The 19,509-nt window shown below is 75.8% G+C and carries 21 protein-coding genes; 14 read left to right on the plus strand and 7 right to left on the minus strand.

What is annotated here, in order from left to right; all coding sequences use genetic code 11:
• Positions 1–16: 16 nt before the first annotated feature.
• The gene (locus ACH436_RS06560; protein WP_430559880.1) at positions 17–949 is read right to left on the minus strand and encodes an alpha/beta fold hydrolase; all 933 of its coding nucleotides are present in this window, start codon (positions 947–949) and stop codon (positions 17–19) included.
• A 59-nt stretch (positions 950–1,008) separates the two neighbouring features.
• The gene (locus ACH436_RS06565) at positions 1,009–1,767 is read right to left on the minus strand and encodes a winged-helix domain-containing protein (RefSeq protein ID WP_430559391.1); all 759 of its coding nucleotides are present in this window, start codon (positions 1,765–1,767) and stop codon (positions 1,009–1,011) included.
• 230 nt (positions 1,768–1,997) lie between these two features.
• Between ACH436_RS06565 and ACH436_RS06570 the strand changes: the two genes are divergently transcribed.
• The gene (locus ACH436_RS06570) at positions 1,998–2,744 is read left to right on the plus strand and encodes a hypothetical protein (RefSeq protein ID WP_430559392.1); all 747 of its coding nucleotides are present in this window, start codon (positions 1,998–2,000) and stop codon (positions 2,742–2,744) included.
• Positions 2,745–2,751: 7 nt separating this feature from the next.
• Here the strand turns inward: ACH436_RS06570 and ACH436_RS06575 are convergent, their stop codons facing one another.
• Positions 2,752–3,429: a YceI family protein gene (locus tag ACH436_RS06575; RefSeq protein WP_430559393.1), complete on the minus strand. Its 678-nt coding sequence runs from the start codon at positions 3,427–3,429 to the stop codon at positions 2,752–2,754.
• A gap of 211 nt (positions 3,430–3,640) precedes the next feature.
• Positions 3,641–4,024 carry a DsrE family protein gene (locus ACH436_RS06580; RefSeq protein ID WP_430559394.1) on the minus strand — a complete coding sequence of 128 codons (384 nt, stop codon included), beginning with the start codon at positions 4,022–4,024 and terminating at the stop codon, positions 3,641–3,643.
• A 194-nt stretch (positions 4,025–4,218) separates the two neighbouring features.
• Here ACH436_RS06580 and ACH436_RS06585 point away from each other — a divergent pair, with 194 nt between their 5' ends.
• From ACH436_RS06585 to ACH436_RS06595, 3 genes are read left to right on the plus strand one after another with little or no spacing between them, the layout of a single operon-like run.
• Positions 4,219–4,782: an FABP family protein gene (locus ACH436_RS06585; protein ID WP_430559395.1), complete on the plus strand. Its 564-nt coding sequence runs from the start codon at positions 4,219–4,221 to the stop codon at positions 4,780–4,782.
• Positions 4,783–4,792: 10 nt separating this feature from the next.
• Complete coding sequence (locus ACH436_RS06590) at positions 4,793–5,944, plus strand: YgfZ/GcvT domain-containing protein (RefSeq protein ID WP_430559396.1); 1,152 nt, start codon at positions 4,793–4,795, stop codon at positions 5,942–5,944.
• Positions 5,945–5,968: 24 nt separating this feature from the next.
• Positions 5,969–7,198, plus strand: a complete 1,230-nt coding sequence (locus tag ACH436_RS06595; RefSeq protein WP_430559397.1) for an aromatic acid exporter family protein — start codon at positions 5,969–5,971, stop codon at positions 7,196–7,198.
• A gap of 77 nt (positions 7,199–7,275) precedes the next feature.
• Here the strand turns inward: ACH436_RS06595 and ACH436_RS06600 are convergent, their stop codons facing one another.
• On the minus strand, positions 7,276–9,282 hold the full coding sequence (locus tag ACH436_RS06600) for a DHA2 family efflux MFS transporter permease subunit (protein ID WP_430559398.1): 2,007 nt from the start codon (positions 9,280–9,282) through the stop codon (positions 7,276–7,278).
• A gap of 149 nt (positions 9,283–9,431) precedes the next feature.
• Between ACH436_RS06600 and ACH436_RS06605 the strand changes: the two genes are divergently transcribed.
• The 7 genes from ACH436_RS06605 (at position 9,432) to dtd (ending at position 13,622) form a co-directional block, all read left to right on the plus strand.
• Positions 9,432–9,833 carry a PadR family transcriptional regulator gene (locus tag ACH436_RS06605; RefSeq protein WP_430559399.1) on the plus strand — a complete coding sequence of 134 codons (402 nt, stop codon included), beginning with the start codon at positions 9,432–9,434 and terminating at the stop codon, positions 9,831–9,833.
• On the plus strand, positions 9,830–10,771 hold the full coding sequence (locus ACH436_RS06610) for a permease prefix domain 1-containing protein (RefSeq protein ID WP_430559400.1): 942 nt from the start codon (positions 9,830–9,832) through the stop codon (positions 10,769–10,771). The genes ACH436_RS06605 and ACH436_RS06610 overlap by 4 nt, the downstream gene beginning before the upstream one ends.
• A 269-nt stretch (positions 10,772–11,040) precedes the next feature.
• A complete protein-coding gene (locus ACH436_RS06615; RefSeq protein ID WP_430559401.1) occupies positions 11,041–11,337 on the plus strand; it encodes a type II toxin-antitoxin system Phd/YefM family antitoxin in 297 nt (98 codons plus the stop codon).
• Positions 11,338–11,383: 46 nt separating this feature from the next.
• A complete protein-coding gene (locus ACH436_RS06620; protein WP_430559402.1) occupies positions 11,384–11,809 on the plus strand; it encodes a type II toxin-antitoxin system VapC family toxin in 426 nt (141 codons plus the stop codon).
• A gap of 10 nt (positions 11,810–11,819) precedes the next feature.
• Positions 11,820–12,164: a DUF2516 family protein gene (locus ACH436_RS06625; RefSeq protein WP_430559403.1), complete on the plus strand. Its 345-nt coding sequence runs from the start codon at positions 11,820–11,822 to the stop codon at positions 12,162–12,164.
• Between the two features lies 1 nt (position 12,165).
• Complete coding sequence (locus tag ACH436_RS06630; protein ID WP_430559404.1) at positions 12,166–13,200, plus strand: asparaginase; 1,035 nt, start codon at positions 12,166–12,168, stop codon at positions 13,198–13,200.
• Entirely contained in the window at positions 13,197–13,622 is a 426-nt protein-coding gene (gene dtd, locus ACH436_RS06635) for a D-aminoacyl-tRNA deacylase (protein WP_430559405.1), read from the plus strand. The genes ACH436_RS06630 and dtd overlap by 4 nt, the downstream gene beginning before the upstream one ends.
• Positions 13,623–13,684: 62 nt before the next feature.
• Here the strand turns inward: dtd and ACH436_RS06640 are convergent, their stop codons facing one another.
• Entirely contained in the window at positions 13,685–14,437 is a 753-nt protein-coding gene (locus tag ACH436_RS06640; protein ID WP_430559406.1) for an LPXTG cell wall anchor domain-containing protein, read from the minus strand.
• Between the two features lie 125 nt (positions 14,438–14,562).
• Positions 14,563–16,449, minus strand: a complete 1,887-nt coding sequence (locus tag ACH436_RS06645) for a DUF4012 domain-containing protein (protein ID WP_430559407.1) — start codon at positions 16,447–16,449, stop codon at positions 14,563–14,565.
• 149 nt (positions 16,450–16,598) lie between these two features.
• Here ACH436_RS06645 and ACH436_RS06650 point away from each other — a divergent pair, with 149 nt between their 5' ends.
• The 3 genes from ACH436_RS06650 (at position 16,599) to ACH436_RS06660 (ending at position 19,412) form a co-directional block, all read left to right on the plus strand.
• Positions 16,599–17,192: a sigma-70 family RNA polymerase sigma factor gene (locus tag ACH436_RS06650; protein WP_430559408.1), complete on the plus strand. Its 594-nt coding sequence runs from the start codon at positions 16,599–16,601 to the stop codon at positions 17,190–17,192.
• A 61-nt stretch (positions 17,193–17,253) separates the two neighbouring features.
• Positions 17,254–18,714, plus strand: coding sequence for a hypothetical protein (locus ACH436_RS06655; protein WP_430559409.1), 1,461 nt, complete (start codon positions 17,254–17,256; stop codon positions 18,712–18,714).
• Positions 18,711–19,412: a hypothetical protein gene (locus ACH436_RS06660; protein ID WP_430559410.1), complete on the plus strand. Its 702-nt coding sequence runs from the start codon at positions 18,711–18,713 to the stop codon at positions 19,410–19,412. Before ACH436_RS06655 ends, ACH436_RS06660 begins: the two co-directional genes overlap by 4 nt.
• Positions 19,413–19,509 lie beyond the last annotated feature (97 nt).

The raw sequence follows: 19,509 nt of genomic DNA on the forward strand, positions 1-19,509 counted from the left end.
GCCGGCCCGGTCCGGCTCAGCGTGCGGCGTGCACGTGCTGGAGCCAGTCGACGAGCAGCTTGCCCACCTCGTCGGGGGCCTCCTCGGGCAGGAAGTGGCCGGCGCCGTCGACGGTCTCGTAGCGGAAGTCGCGCGCGAGGGCGGCGCCGTCGACGGGGGCGTACCGCGGGTCGAGGAAGCCGTCCAGCTCGCCCTGCACCTGCAGCACGGGGACGTCCACGGGCTCCCGCAGCGCGGCGAGGAAGCGGCGGCCGTCGGGTCGCGGCGTCGAGCGGACCATCCAGCGCAGCGACTCCATGACGGTGTGCGCGGCGAACGGGATCCGCATGACGGTGCGGTACAGGTCGTAGGCGTCGGTGCCGAGCGGGCGGACGGCGCCGTCGCGCAGCACGCGCGCGACCTGGTCGCCGTCGGTCAGCCGGCGCTCGGGCAGCGTCGGCAGCTGGTAGGCGGCGAGCTGGCGACGCGCCAGCGGGGTGAGCAGCTGGCGGCCCGAGACGTGCAGGCGGGCCGGGTGCGGTGCCGCGACGGCGGCCACGGCCGCGGTCACGGCGGGTTGCAGCCGCGCCATCGACCAGGCGGTGATGCCGCCGGTGCCGTGCCCGACGACGACGGCGCGGTCGTGGCCGAGGGAGCGCACCACCCCGGCGACGTCCTGGGTGCCGGTGGGGACGTCGTAGCCGGACGGGGGCTTGTCGGAGGCGCCGACGCCGCGCAGGTCCATCGCCGCGACGCGGTACCCGGCGTCGGCGAGCTGCTCGACCTGGTGGCGCCACGCCCACCAGAACTGCGGGAAGCCGTGCAGCAGCACGACGAGCGGGCTGCGGCCGCCGTTCGTCCGGTCGGGCCCGGCCAGCGCGACGTGGAAGCGGGCGCCGTTCGCGGGCACGAGCTCGTGCCGCCAGGGTCCGTCGACCAGGGCGCTGGAGAAGTCGCTGGAGTCCGACATCGCGGTCACCGGTCGAACCTACCCGTTGCGGTGCGCCGCGGCCCGCGAGGGCGCGCGGGTCAGCGGGTGGGCGCCGGCCGGCCGGCCGCGCTCGGGCCGTCGGCCGTCGCGGCGTCCGGGTCCTCGCCCTCGACGGGGCGGGGCTCCTTGGGCGGGTCGAACCGGTAGCCGACGTTGCGGACGGTGCCGATGAGCTGCTCGTGCTCGGGGCCGAGCTTCGCGCGCAGGCGCCGCACGTGCACGTCCACGGTGCGGGTGCCGCCGTAGTAGTCGTAGCCCCACACCTCCTGCAGCAGCTGAGCCCGCGTGAAGACGCGGCCCGGGTGCTGCACGAGGTACTTGAGGAGCTCGAACTCCTTGTAGGTGAGGTCGATGGGGCGCCCGCGCAGCCGTGCGGTGTACCCGCCGGCGTCGATCGCGAGGTCGCCCGCCGAGATCTCCTGCGGGCCGTCGTCGACGGGGCCCCGCTCGGACCGCTCGACGACGAGGCGCAGGCGCGCCTCGACCTCGGCGGGTGACGCGTTCTCGAGCAGCAGGTCGTCGGCGCCCCACTCGTGCGTGACGACGGTGAGGCCGCCCTCGGTGAGCACGAGCACGAGCGGCACCGTGAGGCCGGTGGCGTGCAGCAGCCGGCACGTGGTGCGGGCGGCGACGAGGTCCCGGCGCGCGTCGAGCAGCACCACGTCGGAGTCCGGGGCGTCCACCAGGGCGGACGGCTCCATGGGCAGCACCCGGATCCGGTGGTTCAGCAGGCCCAGTGCGGGCAGCACCTCGACCGACCCGCCGGACGCGGGCGTGAGGATGAGCAGCTCGGCCACCGGCACCTCCTCCCGGTCGTCGGACGGTCCGTTCGACAGCGTCCGACAGGTGCGTCCGCCAACGTACCGCGGTGCGGCGTGGATCACACCGCACTCGTCCCGGCCGTGCGACCGGTCCCCGCAGTCTGCCCCGAACCGTGTTGCGGGCGCGTTTCCGATCGACGACCGGACTGTGACGGGCGTGCCCGGGGGCGGCGGGCGAGGGGCCGCCGTCTGCGACACTCGTCGTCGTGACCGTGACCACCCGTGCCGTCTGGACGGCCGTCCTCTCCGCCGTCGTCGCGGCGGCCGCCGCCCTCGACGCCTACGGGACCCTGCCCCTGACCGCCGTGGCCGGTGTGCTCGCGCTGCTCGTCGCGGCCGGCTGGGCGCCGCTGCTGCGGCTGCCGGCCCAGGGCGGCACGACGGTCGTCGTGGCGGTCGCCGGGCTGGGTGCCGTCGCCGTGGCCGGGGCCACGCAGGGCGAGCCGGTGCTGCGCCACGTGCCGCTCGTGCTCGCGATGGCGCTGGTGCTCGCGTTCGTCGCGGAGATGCTGCGCCGCGGCGGGCGGCCCCGGCTCGTGGAGTCCGTGAGCGGCACGGTGACCGGTGCGGTCGTCGCGGTGTGCTGCTCCGGCTGGGTGGCCGCGGGGCGCTCGGAGGCGGGTGCGTCGCTCGTGGTCGTGAGCGCGCTCGGGCTCGCGGTCGCGGCGGCGGTGTCGGCGACGCCGGTCGCACGCGGCTGGGCGGGGTCCCTCGTGGGCGTGGCGCTGGGCGCCGTCGCGGCGGGCGGGGTGGCGACGCTCCTGCCGTCGCTCGACCCGGTGAGCGGCCTGGTCGCAGGCGCCGTGACCGGCCTGGTGGTCGCCGTCCTGCGGCTGCTGTTCGAGCGTCAGCCCGCCCTCACCGGACGCCGGGCGGTGCTGGCCGCGGTGACGGCACCGGTCGCCGTCGGCGGCATCCTGGTGTTCGTCGTCGGGCGCCTGGTCCTCGCGTAGCGCGGGTTCAGTAGGCGGGCGCGGGCTCGGGGACCGACTGCCGGATGGCCTCGCCCGCGAGCTCGATCCGCACGGTCTTGGCGACGAGCACGCCGCCCGCCTCGAGCGCGACGTTCCAGGTGAGCCCGTACTTCTCACGCTCGAACTCCGCCGTGGCGTTGAAGCCGAAGATGTCGTTGCCGTACGGGTCGCGGCGCGCCCCGCCGAACTCGGCGTCGAGCGCGATCGGGTGGGTGATGCCGCGGATCGTGAGCTCGCCGTGCAGCACGAACTTCGCGGACGTCCGCATGGCCTGCTGCGGGGCAGGGGCGCGACCGGGGGTGCGGCCCTTGAGCCGGGCCCAGGAGAACATCGGGTCCTCCTGCGTGCGCCAGTCCACGCCGGTGCTGCGGAACTCGATGGTCGGGTAGTTCTCGACGTCGAGGAAGTCGGGGCTGCGCAGGTGGGTGTCGCGGTCCGGGTTGTGCGTGGTGAGGGTCGCGGTCTCCAGGGTGGCCGCCACCGCCGACTGCAGGGGGTCCTCGCCGACGTGGATCGTCGCGGTGCCCACCGGGAACTCCCCGCGGACGGGGCTGACCATCATGTGCATCGCGAGGAAGCCCAGCCGCTTGTGCGCCTCGTCGAGCAGATACGTCCCCGCCGCCGGGATGACGAGGTCGTTCCAGGTCCGCGTGGGCGAGGTCATGGGGCGTTCTCCGGGATCAGGACGGCGGTGGACGGGCGCCCGCCCGACGGCGGGGAAGGTGCGGGGGAGGTGCTCCGTGCCGGGCACGGATGCTTCAACGTTCAATCTACGGCACGGGGGGTGCCCGGCGGGAGGGGGTGCCGCAGGCGGGTGGCGTGCCTCACAGCAGGGTGGAAGACGGCGCGGGAGGGCGTGCGCGGCACCGGAGGCGTCAGTAGACGAGCGCCTGGGCGCCCGGCCGCAGCACCTCCTCGGCGAAGACGGCCGCGCCGGCGATGCGGACGCCCGGCAGCACGTCGTCGGGCCCGAGGCCGCGCCGCGCGGCGCACTGCGTGCAGAGGGTGACCGACCCGGCCGCGAGGACGGCGTCGAGCAGGTCGGTCGCGGGCGCCGCGTGCTCGAGGTCGAGCTCCGCCACGCGCCCGGGGACGGCGAACCACGCCGCCTCGCCCGTGAGCCAGAGGCTGACCTCTGCGCCCGCCGCGACGGCCGCGGCAGCGACGGTGAGGGCCTGGTTGGCGGCCTCGGCCCGGTCCGTCCCGGACGTGGTCTTGATCACGAGCGAGCGCGCGGGCGCCGCGTGGGGGGTGCTCATGGGCGGCGACCTTACTCACGCGGAGGGCCCGCGCCGGCACCCACGCTGAACGACTCCCGGGTGCCTGGGTAGGATCGCGGCATGTCGATCCATGCTCTCGAGGCAGTGTTCACCGGTCTGCTGGTCGTCGTGTCGATCACGATCCTCTGGTTCGCCGGGTACGTCGTCTACAAGCTGTTCCAGGGTCAGCGCTGATGCCCTTCGCCTTCCCCGAGGGCCTCGCGCCCGAGGTCTACCCGCTCGCGTGGCTCGTGGGCCGCTGGCGGGGCGAGGGCGTGATCGAGTACACCGGCGTCGACGAGACGCCGTTCGTGCACGACCTCGTCTTCGACCACGACGGCGGCCCCTACCTGCGCTTCGAGTCCACGCTGCGCGTGCGCTCGGCCGCGGCCGCCGACGGAGAGGGCACCGACGAGGCGGGTGACGCCCCCGACACCGTCTGGTCGACGGAGACCGGGTACTGGCGCGTGTCCACCGACCGGCCTGACGGGCTCGAGGACGACCGCCACGCGCTCGAGGTCCTCGTCACCGACGCGTCGGGCCGGCTGTCGCTGTTCCTCGGCGTCGCGGGCAACGGCCGCATCGACCTGGCCACGGACTTCGTGGCCCGCACGTCGACCGCCGCGGAGGTCACCGCGGCCAAGCGCCTGTACGGCCTGGTCGAGGGGCGCCTGATGTGGGTCGAGGAGCTCGCCGCGTTCGGGCACCCGCTCGGCTCCTACGCCTCCGCCCAGCTCGACCGCGTCGACAACGACTGAGGGGACCCCGATGGACTCGCCGCTCCTGACCCGACAGGGTGCCGTGGCCGCCACGGGCGCCGACGCGGGCGTGGCCTGGCACTACGGCGACCCGGTGGCCGAGCAGCGTGCGCTCGCGCGCGGCGGTGGCGTCGTCGACCAGTCGCACCTCGGCGTCGTGCGCGTCGCCGGCCCGGACCGGCTGTCGTGGCTCCACTCGATCACCTCGCAGGACGTGCAGGCGCTGGCGCCGCGCACCTCCAGCGAGCTGTTCGTGCTCTCCCCGCAGGGTCACGTCGAGCACGCCGCGGGCGTCGTCGACGACGGCGAGGCCACCTGGCTGATCACCGAGGGGGACCACGCCGCGCCGCTCGCCGCCTGGCTCGAGCGCATGAAGTTCATGATGCGCGTCGAGATCGACGACGTCTCCGCCGAGTACGCCGCGATCGGGGAGCCCGTCGCCGCGGAGGGCGCCGAGGGCGAGCCCGTGACCTGGTGGGACACCTGGCCGCGCGTCGCGCAGGGCGGCACCCGGTACGGCCTGCCCGAGACGGAGCACCCCGGGGCGGACCGCCCCTGGCGGCTGGTGCTCGTGCCGCGCGCCGAGCTGGAGCAGGCCGTCGCCGAGCGCGAGGCGGCCGGCTGGCGCCTCGCGGGCACGTGGGCCACCGAGGCGCTGCGGGTCGAGGCGTGGCGTCCCCGGCTGGCGCACGAGGTCGACCACCGCAGCGTGCCGCACGAGCTGGACTGGCTGCGCACCGCCGTCCACCTGCACAAGGGCTGCTACCGCGGCCAGGAGACGATCGCGCGCGTGCACAACCTGGGCCGTCCGCCGCGGCGCCTGGTGATGCTGCACCTCGACGGCTCCCAGCACGTGGTGCCCGAGGCGGGGGCGCAGGTGTTCGTGGGCGGGGCGGAGGGTCGCGCCGTCGGCACCGTGACCACGGTCGCGCGGCACCACGAGCTCGGGCCGGTCGCCCTCGCGGTGGTCAAGCGCTCCACGCCCGAGGACGCCGAGCTCACCGTGGTGGGCGACGTCGGGGGCCAGGAGCTGCAGGTCGCGGCGGCGCAGGAGGTCGTGGTGCCGGGCGACGGCGTCTCGGCCGACCGCCCCGAGGCGCACGGGCCGCTGACCCGGGGCCTCACCCCGCGCGGGCCCGACGCCCCGCAGAGTCTGCTGTGAGGGGCCTGCTGTGAGCGGGCGCCCGTGAGCGACGAGCCGGCGGCCCGTCCCGCGGGCGAGATGTCCCGGCGCGCGGGCGCTGCCGCACGCGCCGCCCTGCGCACCCTGCCCCGCCGCATCCGGCTGCGGCAGGGCATCGCGCGCGTGCGGGTGTCCTTCTGGCCGATCGTGCAGGCGGCGCTGGCCGCGGGCGTGGCCTACGGGCTGGCGGTCGTGGTGCTCGGGCACACGCAGCCGTTCTTCGCGGCGATCGCGGCATGGGTGTGCCTCGGGTTCAGCTTCGACCGCGAGCTGCGCAAGGTGGCCGAGGTGGCCGCGGGCGTGGCGCTCGGCGTCGCGCTCGGCGACGTCATGGTGCACCTCATCGGGTCGGGCTGGTGGCAGATCGCGCTCGTCATGGGCCTCTCCGCCCTCGTCGCGCGGTTCATCGACCGGGGAGCCCTCGTCACCATCCAGGCCGGTGTGCAGGCGGGCGTCGTCGTCGGCCTGCCCGCGTCGGTCGCGACGAACGGGGCGTTCGGCCGGTGGACGGACGCGCTGATCGGGGGCGGCGTCGCGCTGGTCGTCGCCCTCCTCACCCCCGGCGACCCGCGACGTCGCATCCGCGACCTGGCGCAGAACGCCACCCGGGAGCTGGCCCTCACGCTCGAGTCCGTCGCGCTGGGCCTGCGCGACGGCGACGCCGACGAGCTCGCCGCCGCCCTGGTCCGCGGACGCGCCGCCGAGAAGACGCTCGAGGAGTGGCACGACGTCGCGACGAAGTCGGGCGAGATCGCCCGGGTGAGCGTGAACCGCGTGCTGCGCTCGGAGATCACGCGGCTGACCGCCCAGGCGGTGCTGGTCGACCGGGCGATGCGCAGCGTGCGCGTGCTGGCCCGGCGCGCGCCCGCCACGCTCCGCTCGCTCGGCGAGCTCGCCGAGGAGGGCGGGCGCGGGGTGACCGCGGCACCGCTGTCGGGCGGGCTGCCCCCTCCGCCCGAGGTCGACCCGACGGCCGACCCGGTGGCGGACCTCGTCGTCCGGCTCGGGCACGGCGTGCGGCTGCTCGCCGCCGCCCTCGGCTCGGGCACCGGACTGGCGCAGGCGCGCGACGCCCTCCTCGACGTCGCGCGCGACGTCGACCCGCGCACCGTCGGCGAGGGGCACTGGCAGGTGCAGTCGCTGGTGCTGCTGCTGCGCTCGCCCGTCGTCGACCTGCTCGAGGCCGCGGGCCTGCCGCCCGACGAGGCCCGCGGCGCCCTCCCGGAGATGTGACGCCAAGGTAGTTCGGGTCGTGCCGAGGTAGTTCGGGCCGTGCCGAGGTAGTCCGGATCGTGCCGAGGTAGTTCGGGTCAGCGGTGCTCGACGACGTCCGTGTCGTCGGCGAGGAGCTGGTGCGTGAGCTGCTCCACGAGCTGGTCGACCTCGGGCTCGTCCCCGCCGGGCCACTCGGCGACGTACCGGCGCAGGCGCTGCCGCTCCGCCTCGCGGATCCGCTCGGCCGCGGCGTCGCCGTCGGGCGTGGCCAGGACGGCGTCGCCGTCCACCTCGACGAGGCCGCGCGCCTCCAAGGACTGGGCGACCTGCCGCACCCGGTCGGGGGAGACCTCCGTGCGCTCGGCCATGAGCTGCACCGAGCGCCTCCGCTTGAGCGAGACGCGGGTGACCATCCACGCCTCCTCGGCGGCGAGGTCGTCGTCGCGCGCGATCGTGCCGTACACCTTGAGCGGGTCCAGCCTGCCGACGCGGCGCCACAGGATGAGGCGCAGCTCGTCGAGCGACGTGCGGGCGGAACCGAGCGCGAACGACTCGCCGGCCGCCTGCCCGGCGGTGGTGGCGGCGTCGCCGCGCGTGGCGGAGCGCAGCTCGACCTCCGGCAGCAGCCACGTGAGCGCGAAGGCGAGCACGGCGACCGGCACCGCCCACAGGAAGACGACGTGCAGGGCGCCCGCGTACGCGTCGAGGAACCAGTCCTGCACCTCGGGCGGGCACTGCGCGAGGGTCTGGGTCGAGGCCGCCAGCGCCCCGGGCTCGCACGGTCCCTGGGCCGTCGCCGGGACGCCGGCCACGAGCTCCTGGGCGAGGCGGTTCGCGAAGACCGTGCCGAAGACGGCGACCCCCACGGACGAGCCGATGGTGCGGAAGTACGTGGCGCCCGACGTCGCGGTGCCCAGGTCCTTGTAGCTGACGGCGTTCTGCACGGCGATGACGAGCACCTGGGTGACCATGCCCAGCCCGGCGCCGAGCACGAACATGCTGAGCCCTGCCTGGAGCGTCGTCGTGTCCCGGCCCATGAGCGACAGCAGGTACAGCCCGCAGGCCGTGATCGCCGTGCCGACGACGGGGTAGACCTTGTACCGCCCGGTGCGGGAGATGAGCTGCCCCGACCCGATGGACGTGAGCAGCATGCCGAGCATCATCGGCGTCATCTCGAGCCCCGACTCGGTGGGCGTGGACCCCTTGACGGTCTGCAGGTACAGCGGCAGGTAGGTGATGGCGCCGAACATCGCGAACCCGACGACGAACCCGACGCCGGCGGCGACGGAGAACACCTTGCTGCGGAACAGGTGCAGGGGCAGCACGGGCTCGGGGGTGCGCTGCTCGACCAGGACGAACGCCACCAGCGACACGACGGCGAGCGCGATCATCCCGTAGACGGGCCAGGAGGCCCACTCCCAGGTGGTGCCGCCCAGGCTGGTGACCAGCACGACGGACGTGGAGAGCAGGCCCAGCAGGATGATGCCGGCGTAGTCGATGCGGGGCTTCTTGCCGGCGTCGATGTGCGGCAGCACGGAGGCGACGACGAGCAGCGCGACGATCCCGATGGGGACGTTGATGTAGAAGACCCAGCGCCAGTCGAGGTTGTCCACGAAGAAGCCGCCCAGCAGCGGGCCCGCGACCGACGAGACACCGAAGACGGCGCCGAAGAAGCCCTGATACTTGCCGCGCTCCCGCGGCGGGACGACGTCGCCGATGATCGCCTGCGACAGCACCATGAGCCCGCCGCCGCCCACGCCCTGCACGGCGCGCCACGCGATGAGCTGCGCCATCGTCTGGGACGTGCCGGACAGGACCGACCCGACGAGGAAGATGACGATGCAGGCGATGAACAGCGCCTTGCGCCCGTAGAGGTCGCCGAGCTTGCCCCACAGCACCGTGGTGGCCGTGCTCGCCAGCATGTACGCCGTCACGACCCACGACAGGTGCTCCGCGCCGCCGAGGTCGGACACGATGGTGGGCAGCGCCGTCGCGACGATGGTCTGGTCGAGCGCGGCGAGCAGCATCGCGAGCATGAGCCCGCCGAAGATCGCCAGGACCCGGCGCTGGGGCAGTGCCTCGCCGGTCGGTGGGGCAGCCATCCCGTGCCTCCTGTCTCGGTCGGACGACGACGTCCGTGCGGTGGAGCGTCCCGCTTCGCAGGCTGGCACGGTCTCTCGCCGACGGCGCGGCGAACTACCTCGCGGGGTTGTTGTCGTCCAGTAGTGGATGACATACAGTACTTGTCGTGATGCAGCGAGATGAATCCTCGACGGCGGACGACGCGTTCTCCGCCGACCTGCTGCGCGGTCACACCGACACGATCGTGCTCGCGACGCTGCGTCGCGGGGACCGCTACGGCTTCGAGATCTACAAGGCGATCCGCGACGCCACGGGCGGCGCGCACGAGATCAAGGAGGCCACGCTCTACGCGACGTACCGCCGTCTCACCAAGGACGGGCTGGTCGAGGCCTACTGGGGCGACGAGTCCCAGGGCGGGCGCCGCAAGTACTACCGGATCACGGACGCCGGGCGGGCCGTGTTCCGGCGCAACGTCGCCGCGTGGGTCGCCACCCGCGACGTCATCGACTCCCTCCTGCGTACCGACGGCGCCGGCACGCACCCCAGCACAGACAAGGACACCTCCCGATGACCACGGTCCACCGCCTCCTCGACGCCGCGTTCGCCGGCGTCGAGCCGTCCCCCGAGGTCCAGGACCTCAAGGAGGAGATCCGGGCGAACCTCGAGGCCCGCGCCGCCGAGCTGCAGGCCGGCGGTGCCACCCCCGACCATGCCGCCCGCCGTGCGTTCGACGAGCTCGGGGACCTGAGTGCGCTCGTCGACGACGCCGCAGGCTCGCCGCGGCCGGGGCGGGCGGCCGGAGGCACAGCCCCTGTCGGGTACGTGTCGACCGCCGAGGCCGTGCTCGCGAACAAGGTGCGCCCCCGGCCCCGCTTCGTGCTCGGGGTCGTGATCGCGGCGCTGCTCTTCGTCGCGCTGGTCGTCGTCGCGGGCCTCGGTGCGGCAGGGGTGCTCACGCTGCCCCCGATCGCGACCGCGGGAATCCTGCTGACCGCGTCCAGCGCCGTCGGCTTCGTCGTCGGCAGCTCGCTCTCGCGGGAGACGACGACGAACCACCCGGTGCCGTCGCGCCGCGCCGGCGGCTACTACCTCGCCACGGGCCTGGCCCTGTTCGGCGTCCTGCTGGCGATCTTCACGGCGTTCGGCACGTTCGAGCCGTGGGTCTACGCCGTCGCGGGCGCTCTCGGCATCGCCGGCGGGCTCGCGTTCGTCGGCCTCGGCGTCACGCAGACGAACCGGAAGAAGGCGTGGTTCCGCGAGGTCGCCCGCGAGCACGGCGCCGTCGGCGACCGGTTCGACCGCGACCCGGACGCGGCGGCGCGGTTCGGCATCTTCACGACGGTGATCTGGACGACGTCGTTCGTCGTCTTCGCCGTCCTGGGCTTCGCGGTCGGCTGGGCGTGGTCGTGGCTCGCTCTCGTGGGCGGCTGGATCGTCTTCATGCTGCTGCTGGCGAAGATGCTCTTCGGCGAGCGGAAGGACGACGACACGGACTCACCGCGGCACTGAGACGAGAGCGGTCCTGGGCGACCACGGTCGCGGGAGCTGACCTCGGCACGTTCCGGACTACCTCGCGGGGTTTCGGACTACCTCGCGCGATTCAGAACTACCTCACGAGGTTCAGAACTACCTCGGCCGGTCTTGAACTACCTCGGCCGGTCTTGAACTACCTCGGCCGGTCTTGAACTACCTCGGCAGATCTTGAACTACCTCGGCGGTGGGGGCCCCGGCACGGGGCGTCTGTTCCGGCCGGGCTGCGGACGGTACGGTCGTCGGTCATGGAGGTCTCCGTCAGCGCGCTGCGCGCCGAGCTCAAGTCGTGGATCGAGAAGGCGCGGGCGGGCGAGGAGGTCGTCATCACCGAGCGGGGGGTGCCGGTCGCCCGCCTGTCCGGGGTGCAGACGGCGGATCTCCTCGCCGGGCTGGTGCGCGACGGCCTGCTCACGCCCGCGGCGACGGAGCGCCCGGTGCACGCGGTGCCCGACGACGACGCCACCGGCGCACGACCGGTCGCGCGCCCCGCCGCACGCCCGGCGTCGCGCATGTCCGACCTGGTGCGGCGCATCCGGCGCTGACGCCGTTCTCGACCCGCCCGACCGCCGTCATCGAGAACGGAGCAGGATGGCCCTCGTCTACTTCGACGCCAGCGCCCTGGTGAAGCTGTGCGTGCCCGAGCCCGGCTCGGCCCTGGCGAGCGCGCTGTGGAACCGCGCCGACGTCGTCGTCACGTCGCGCATCGCCGACGCCGAGGTGCGGGCGGCGCTCGCCGCCGGCGAGCGGGCGGGCGTCCTCGACCCGCTGGCGCGCCGCCGCGGGACGGCGCTCTGGGACGAGCTGAGCGCCGGGCTGCACACGCTCGAGGTGACGCCGGAGGTGTCGCGGCGAGCCGCCGAGCTGGTCGCGTCGTGCCCCGTCCCGCTGCGCGGCGCCGACGCGCTGCACGTCGCGAGCGCCCTCGCCGTCGCGCACGAGGACACCCTCGTCGCCGCGTGGGACGAGCACGTCGCGGGCGCCGCACGCTCCCGCCGCCTGCGCGTCCTCCCGTAGGCTCTGGCGGGTGATCTCCGCCGCCTTCGGATCCTTCCAGTACATCGTGCTCGTCGTGCTCGCCGTCGTGGTGTTCGTGGTGCAGCTCGTCGCGTTCCTCGACGCCGCCCGCCGGCCGGCGAACGCCTACGTGTCCGAGGGGAAGCTGAAGAAGAACATCTGGCTGATCATCCTCGGCGTCGCAGGGCTCATCGGGCTGTTCGGCCTGCCGCCCATGATGATGACGGCCGGGTCGTTCTTCAACGTCATCGCGGTGGCGCCCGCGATCATCTACTGGGTGGACGTGCGCCCCCGGATCCAGCCGTACGGGACGGGCGGGGGGCGTCGTCCCCAGGGCCCGACGGGCGGCTGGTGACGTGGCGGGCGAGCTGACCGCGGAGCCCTCGCAGGCGCCCGCCGCGCCCGTGGCCCGGGGAGCGGTCCCGCTGGCCGAGGTGGTGCGCGGCGACCTCGTCGAGTCGGTGCACCTGGGGCACCTCGTCGTGCTCGGGCCGGACGGCGCCGTGCGCCTCGCCCTGGGGGACCCGACGACGACGATCTGGCCCCGCTCGTCGGTCAAGCCGCTGCAGGCGCTGGCCATGCTGCGCTCCGGTCTCGACCTGCCCGGCCGGCTGCTCGCGCTGGCGGCGGCCAGCCACAGCGGCGCCCCGGAGCACCTCGCCGGCGTGCGCGAGATCCTCGCGGGCGCCGGGCTCGACGAGTCCGCGCTGCGCAACACGCCCGACCTGCCGCTCGGCCGCGCCGAGGCGCTCGCGTGGCAGGGGGCGGGACACGGGCCGGAGCGGGTCGCGCAGAACTGCTCGGGCAAGCACGCCGCGATGCTCGCGACCTGCGTCGCGGCCGGCTGGGACACCGCGACCTACCTCGACGTCGACCACCCGCTGCAGCGCGCGGTGCGCGCCGTCGTCGTCGAGGTCACGGGCGACGCGGACCCGCACGTCACCGTGGACGGCTGCGGCGCCCCGCTGGTCTCCACCACCGTGCTCGGCCTGGCCCGTGCGTTCGGGCGGCTCGCGGCGGCCGGTGCCGCCGGCACCGACGACGGCGGCCGCGTGGCGCGGGCGATGGCCGGCCACCCCGAGATGGTGGCGGGGCGCGGACGCGAGGACACCCTCGTCATGGCCGCCGTGCCCGGGGCGATCGCCAAGATCGGCGCCGACGGCGTGTGCGCCGCAGGCCTGCCCGACGGCTCGGCGGTGGCGTTCAAGATCCTCGACGGCGGCGACCGGCCGCGCCCCGCGATCCTCGCCGCCGCGATGCGCGCCGCGGGGGCGGCCGGCGTCGCGGGGGCGGACGGCGCGGCGCTCGACGCCGTGGGCGTCACGCCGGTGCTCGGCGGCGGCGCCCCGGTCGGAGCGGTGCGGGCGGCCTTCGCGGCGGACGTCGCATGAGGGCCGTGCTGCAGCGCGTCACGCGGGCCAGCGTGAGCGTGGACGGCGAGGTCGTGGGCGCGATCGACCGGCCCGGCGTGCTCGCGCTCGTCGGGGTGACGCACGACGACGGCCCGGCCGAGGTCGCGACCGTGGCCCGCAAGATCGCCGAGCTGCGGATCCTGCGCGACGAGCGGTCGGTCACCGACGCCGGGGCCCCGGTGCTGGTGGTCAGCCAGTTCACCCTCTACGGGGACGCGCGCAAGGGCCGCCGGCCGACCTGGAGCGCGGCCGCGCCGGGACCGGTGGCCGAGCCGCTCGTGGAGGCGGTGGTCGCCGACCTGAGGGCCCGAGGGCTCGAGGTCGCGACCGGCAGGTTCGGGGCCGACATGGAGGTCGCGCTGGTGAACGACGGCCCCGTCACCCTCCTCGTCGAGACCTGACGGGCCGCCGCCGCGCGTTCGCGCGGCACCGCCGGCCGGTCGAGAGCCGGGCGGCGACCGGGTCAGCCGTCGGCGCGACGCCTGCGAGCCGCCCCGACGGCGAGGCCGCCGGCGGCCACGAGCGCGGCGGCCGCGACGGCGAGCCCCGCGACGCCGGCCCCGGTCTGCGGCAGGAAGCCCGACGCCGGCGGCGCGGCCGCGGGCGGTGCGCCGTCCGCGGGCACGGCGGCTGGCTCGGTGGTGCCGGGGTCCGGCTCGCCGGGCTCCTCGGGCGGTACGGTGCCGGGCGGGTTCGTCGCGCAGCTCGGGGAGGACGGCGGGTAGGCCGCGGTGAGGGTGAGCTCGGGGTTCACCTGGAGCTTCACGTCGACGGACGGGCGCACCCAGTCGAACTCGTCGCCCTCCACCCAGACGCCGTCCTCGAGGCGCCAGCCGGGCCAGTCGGTCGGGGTGCCCGACGCGTCGACCGCGGCCCCCGGCCACAGCACCCGGCCGCTCATGGGCAGGCCCGCCTGCACGACGTCGTCGCCGGACGGGTTGAGCCACGTGATGGTCACGGTGTCGTTCTCGGTGCCCGTGGCGGTGACCGCGTAGCGGAGGTAGGGCACGTCGCCGTCGCACTCGGGCTGGAAGATCTGCGCGGTGAGCGTGGGGACCTCCGGCGGCGGGTACTCGGTGCCGCTCGGGCTGCTGCTCGGGCTCGGGCTGCCGGTCGGGTCCGTGTCGGCGGCCGCGGGAACGGCGGCCGCGAGCGCGACGGCGCCGCTCAGGAGCAGGCCGACGGTGATGCCGGCGGCGGTGCGTGCGTGGGCCATCTCGACTCCTCGGGGGGCGGTGCTCGCCGTGCGTCCTGGGTGCTGCCTGGGGGCCTCACGCTAGCCGCGCGTGCCGTCCCGGGGGCCCGTCTCACCCGGGTGAAAGCGCAGGCCGCGGGGCATCTTCACCCGCAGGACGGCACCTCGGCGTCGAGCAGGCCGCCGGCCGTCGTCGTGGGCGTCGACCAGAGCTCGAGCCGTCCGGCCGGAGTGCTGTCCGCGGCGGGGGTCGCGGCGGCGGGGACCACGAGCCGCAGCGTGGTGCTCTCGCCCGGGGCCAGCACCACCGTGACCGTCTGGGTGGGCCGTTCGTGCGTGCTGCGGGCGTCACCGCCCACGGCGGACCCGTCCCGTTCGACGCGGGGCGCCGCGGCGTCCCGGGGCCCCGAGACCGTCACGCCGAGGCTGAGCGTGCCCGGCGGGTGCGCCCGACCGGGCAGCCCGGCGACGTACCAGGGCAGCGACGTGGCGGCGTCGGCGGGCGCCGTGGACGCGAGGGTCAGCTCGAGCGTGTCCACCCGGCCTCCCGGGGTGCACTCGCTGCCCACGACCTGCAGCGACGAGGCGAGGTAGGCCGACATCTTCCCGGCCACGTGGTCCGCGAGGAACACGCCGACGGCGTCCGCGGCCCGCGGGGCGGTGGCCCACGAGCCGGCGATCAGCGTGCCCTCCAGCCGGGCCTCCTCGGCGGGGTCGGCCGACCAGACGCGCACCCGGTGCTCGCCGGCGGCGCGCTGGAGCCCGGCGAGCAGCGCGGCCGGGGGGACGTCCTGGGACGTCGCCCGGCCGAGGACCGCGGCGGCGGCCTCGGCGAAGAACCGGTCCGCGGTCTCGGGGTCCAGCACGTCGTAGGCGCGGCGCAGCAGGACGTCGACGGCGTTCTCGGCGGTCAGCTCGACGGTGTCGCGGCCCAGGGCGGCGGCCACCGGCGGGGAGACGGGCACCTGGACGGGGCCCGTCGCGGCGAGGAGCTGGGAGAGCGCGACCGGGTCGGTGGCCAGGACGCCGTCGACCTGCTCGCCCTGCGCACGGGCCCACATCTCGGCGGCCAGCGTTGCGGAGGTCGGGAAGTCGGGCGTGCCCGTCACGTCCTGCACGAACATGCCGAGCCGCCCCGTGTACGCGGCGTCGTCGTCGGCCGTCAGCGGGAGCACGGGCGAGCGGAACGGCCCGACCTGGGAGGACGCGACCTGACGCACCACCTCGACCCGCCCCGCGTCGACGCGCAGCAGGAGCAGCGCGCCCGGGATCCCGCCGCCCTGGCGCAGCTCCGCGCTGCTCATGCCGAGCACGAGGTAGGTGCGCGGCCCGTCCGCACCGAGCATCGCGGGGCCGAGCGCGGCCGCACGGTCGCCGGTCGCGACGGCGCCGGCGATCTCGTCGACCCTGTCCCGCAGCATCGCGACCGGTCCGGAGAGCTGGGGCAGCAGGGCGTCCGGGTCGAGGGCGTCGAGGCGGGCGCGGGACGCGTCCACGGCCGCCTGCGCCGACGCCATCCCCGGGGCGGCCGAGCGCAGCGGTGCGAGGTCGAGCCCGCCGTCCGGGGTGCGGCCCGTGGCGGCGACGGCGTCGGCCAGGTCCGCGAGGGCGGGCAGCACCTCGTCGGTGACGTCGTCCAGGACGACGGCGACGTCGGCGGCCGCTCCCGCCGACGGGCCGATCACCGGCGCGCGGGCGGCGAGCCACCACAGCGGGCCGTCGGTGGCGTCGCGGGCCACCGTCGTCTGGTGGCGCAGCTCGGCCAGCGCGGGGGAGGACGCGAGCGTCGCGGAGGTCACGCCGTCGGACCGGGCGCCCGCGCGCAGCTCCTCCGTCACCGCGGGCACCTGGGCGGCGGCCCGTGTGAGGGCGCCGCGCGCGACGAGCGCGTCGCGGACCAGCAGCACCGCGCAGACGGCGACCACGACCAGGGCCGCGAGCGTGCCGAGCAGCACCCACCGCCACCGGCGTCGACGGCGGGGCGCCGCCACGGGGGTGGTGCGGGCGGGCGCGGCGCCCGTGTCGACGGTCATGCCCGCACGGTAGGTCCGTCCGGGCAGGTCGGAGGGATGAATGTGCGGGTGATGTCGGCGCGCACGGGTGCAAGAGGACGGGGCGCGGCGACACAGTCGCGTCGAGGGGTGGCGCGCGCCCTCGCGCGCCCAGGACCGCAGGAGGCCCGGTGGACCCGGACGAGACGGCGCGTGCCGACGGCGACGACGGCGACGACGCGGCGTGGTTCGACGAGCTGTTCGCCCAGCACGCAGGGGCCGTGCACCGCTATCTCGTGCGGCGCCTGCCCGCGGGCGGGGCGGAGGCGGAGGACCTGGCCGCGGACGTCCTGGCCACGGCGTGGCGCCGTCGGGCGGACGTGCCGCGCGGCGCCGAGCTGCCGTGGCTCTACCGGACGGCCGGCTTCGTCCTGGCCAACCACCGGCGCAAGGCCCGTCCGACACCGGTCGCCGTGGTGCCGGAGGTGCCCGACGACGTCGACCCGGCGGCGGTCGCCGTCGACGACGACCGCGTGTGCACCGTCCTCGGCCGGCTCTCGTCACGCGATCGGCAGGTGCTCCTCCTCGTCGCGTGGGACGGCCTCGGCGGCGACGCGCTGGCGCAGGTGCTCGGCATCTCCCGCGGGGGAGCCGATGCCGCGCTGTCCCGCGCCCGGGCGCGGCTGCGCGCCGCGTGGGACTCCGAGACGAGGCACGGCGACGTGACCGGAGGCGGGGCGAGCGCGGGCGAGGACGACGCCGCGGCGCAAGCGGGCGCACGGTGAGGACACAGACGGGGTGCGAGACGCCCGCCGGGCCGGCGGGCCGCGGGGCCGGGAGGGCAGCATGAGCCGGGACGAGGGCCGGGACGAAGGGCACGACGCCGCGCCGGAGGGGGAGCCCGCCAGCCCGGGCGCGCCGCGTGCCGAGCGTGACGACGAGGCGTTCGCCCGCCTCCGGGCGGCGGACCCGGCCGCAGGGGTCGACGCCATCGGTGCGGGGCTTCGGGCGCGGGTCGACGCAAGGCTGGCCGGGGACGGCCTCCCGGCGGCGGGGGAGAGACCCGCGGTCGACGAGGTCGGTGTCGAGGAGGACGCCGGCGACGACCTCGCGGCCCGCCGGCGTCGCCGGCCGTGGCTCCTCGCCGCGAGCGTTGCGGCCCTCGCGGTCGTGGGAGGGGGCGGGTACGCGCTGGGCGGGGCGGCGTCGGAGGGCACCACGGGCGCCGCCGACGCCCCGGTCGTCCTGAACAGCGGGGTTCGGGGCGGGGCGGCCGGCGACGACGCCGCCGGCGGAGCGGCGTTGGGCGCCGCGGAGGACAGCGCGAGGGCGGGCGATGCCGCCGGGTCGTCGGCGAGCCTGTCCGCCCTGCCGAGCTGGTTCACCTCCGGCCGGGCGTCGTTCCACGCGGCGGGGCTGTCCACCGAGGGAGGCGCGGCGTCGGCGTACGCCCTCGACGCCACGGGCGCCGTGACGCGCGACGGGGCCGGTCGTCTCGCACGGGCGCTCGGCGTCGAGGGGAAGGCACGCTGGGAGTACGGCTGGTCCGTGGGCCCCCAGGACGGCAGCGGCCCGCACGTCTGGTTGTCTGCCGACGGCAGCGCCTCGTTCAGCTACAGCGACCCGAACCACGACCCGTGGCGCTGCACGGACGCCGAGGGACGCGCCGTCCAGGAGGGCAGCGGGGAGGAGGCCGTCTGCGAGGACCCGGGCACCTCGACGGTCGGCGACCGCGAGGCGCGGCGGATGCTGGCCGACGCCATGCGGAGCCTCGGCGTCGACCCGGACACCTTCGACATCGAGGTGGCCGAGAAGACGAAGGGCGACCCGAGCCGCTGGGTGACCGCCTTTCAGGTGGTCGGCGGCAGCCGCACGGGCGCGCAGTGGAGCGCGACCGTGGACGACGAGGGCATCGCCTGGCTCGACGGCTTCCTCGCCAGCACGGTCGACCTCGGCGAGTACCCCGTGATCAGCCCGGCCGAGGCGGTGGAACGGCTCGAGGACCCACGGTTCTCCGGGTCCGCCTGGCCGGTCGTGTACGCCGACGACGAGGGGATGTGGGCCGCGTCCGAGCCCGAGGCGGACGAGCCGACGAAGGCCCCTGCGCCGCCCGCGGCCGGCGACCCGATCGACTGGCCGGTCTCCGACGTCGAGATCACCGGTGCCCGGCTCGGCCTGGCGCAACAGACGCAGGGCGACGGCTCCGTCGTCCTCGTGCCCGCGTACGAGCTGTCCGACGCCGACGGCAACGCGTGGTCCGTCGTCGCCGTCGCGGACGACGCGATGGATTTCTCGGCGCCCCGATGAGGCGCTCGGGCGTGCGGGGCGGTGCCGTCGCCGGCGCCCTGGCGGTGGCGGTGCTCGCCGCCTGCGCCTCGCCGCACGACGTCGCCGCACCCGGGGAGGTGGTGGTCGCGATGGCGGAGGAGACGTTCCCGAGCCGGACCGCCCGGGACTGGGTGACCTGGGCCGACCACGTGGTGGTCGCGAGCGCCGTCGACGAGGTGGAGACCCTGCTCCCGGTGGAGGAGGGGGACCCGCCGGGCATGCGGTCGTTCGGCCGCGACGTGACGCTGCGGGTGGACGAGCTGGTGTGGTCGTCCGCCGACCCGCGGCACGCGGCCCCGGCCGAGACGTTCGTCCTGCCGGCGCCCCGGACGATCGCCCGGGACGACGTGCGCACGCGCGTCGCGATCGAGGACACGCCGCGCGTCGAGGTGGGGCACACCTACGTGGTCGCGCTCGTCCGGAGCCCCGCGGTCGAGGACCCGACCACGCCGTCGCCGGCGCACTGGACCTGGCTCGGCTCGGACGCCCTGCTGCCCTACGACGAGGGCACGATCGGCGTCGGCGAGCTCGAGGGCTCGGTGCGCGCCGAGCCGCTGCGGGTGCCGGCGGACGACCTCCAGCACTCGTTCGAGGACGCCATGGCCGGCCGGTCGGCCGCTGACCTCGCCGCGGTGCTCGACCGCACGACCCCGGGGCCGCGTGAGGGCTACGGCTGACGTCGGGCGTGGACGTGACGGCCACCACGCGGGCGGTCCCTGACGCGAGGTGCGGGTGCGGGTTACGGTCGTCGTGACCTGTCCCGGAGCACGAAGG

Source organism: Isoptericola sp. NPDC019693 (genome assembly GCF_044389085.1).
In the GTDB taxonomy this organism is placed as follows: domain Bacteria; phylum Actinomycetota; class Actinomycetes; order Actinomycetales; family Cellulomonadaceae; genus Isoptericola.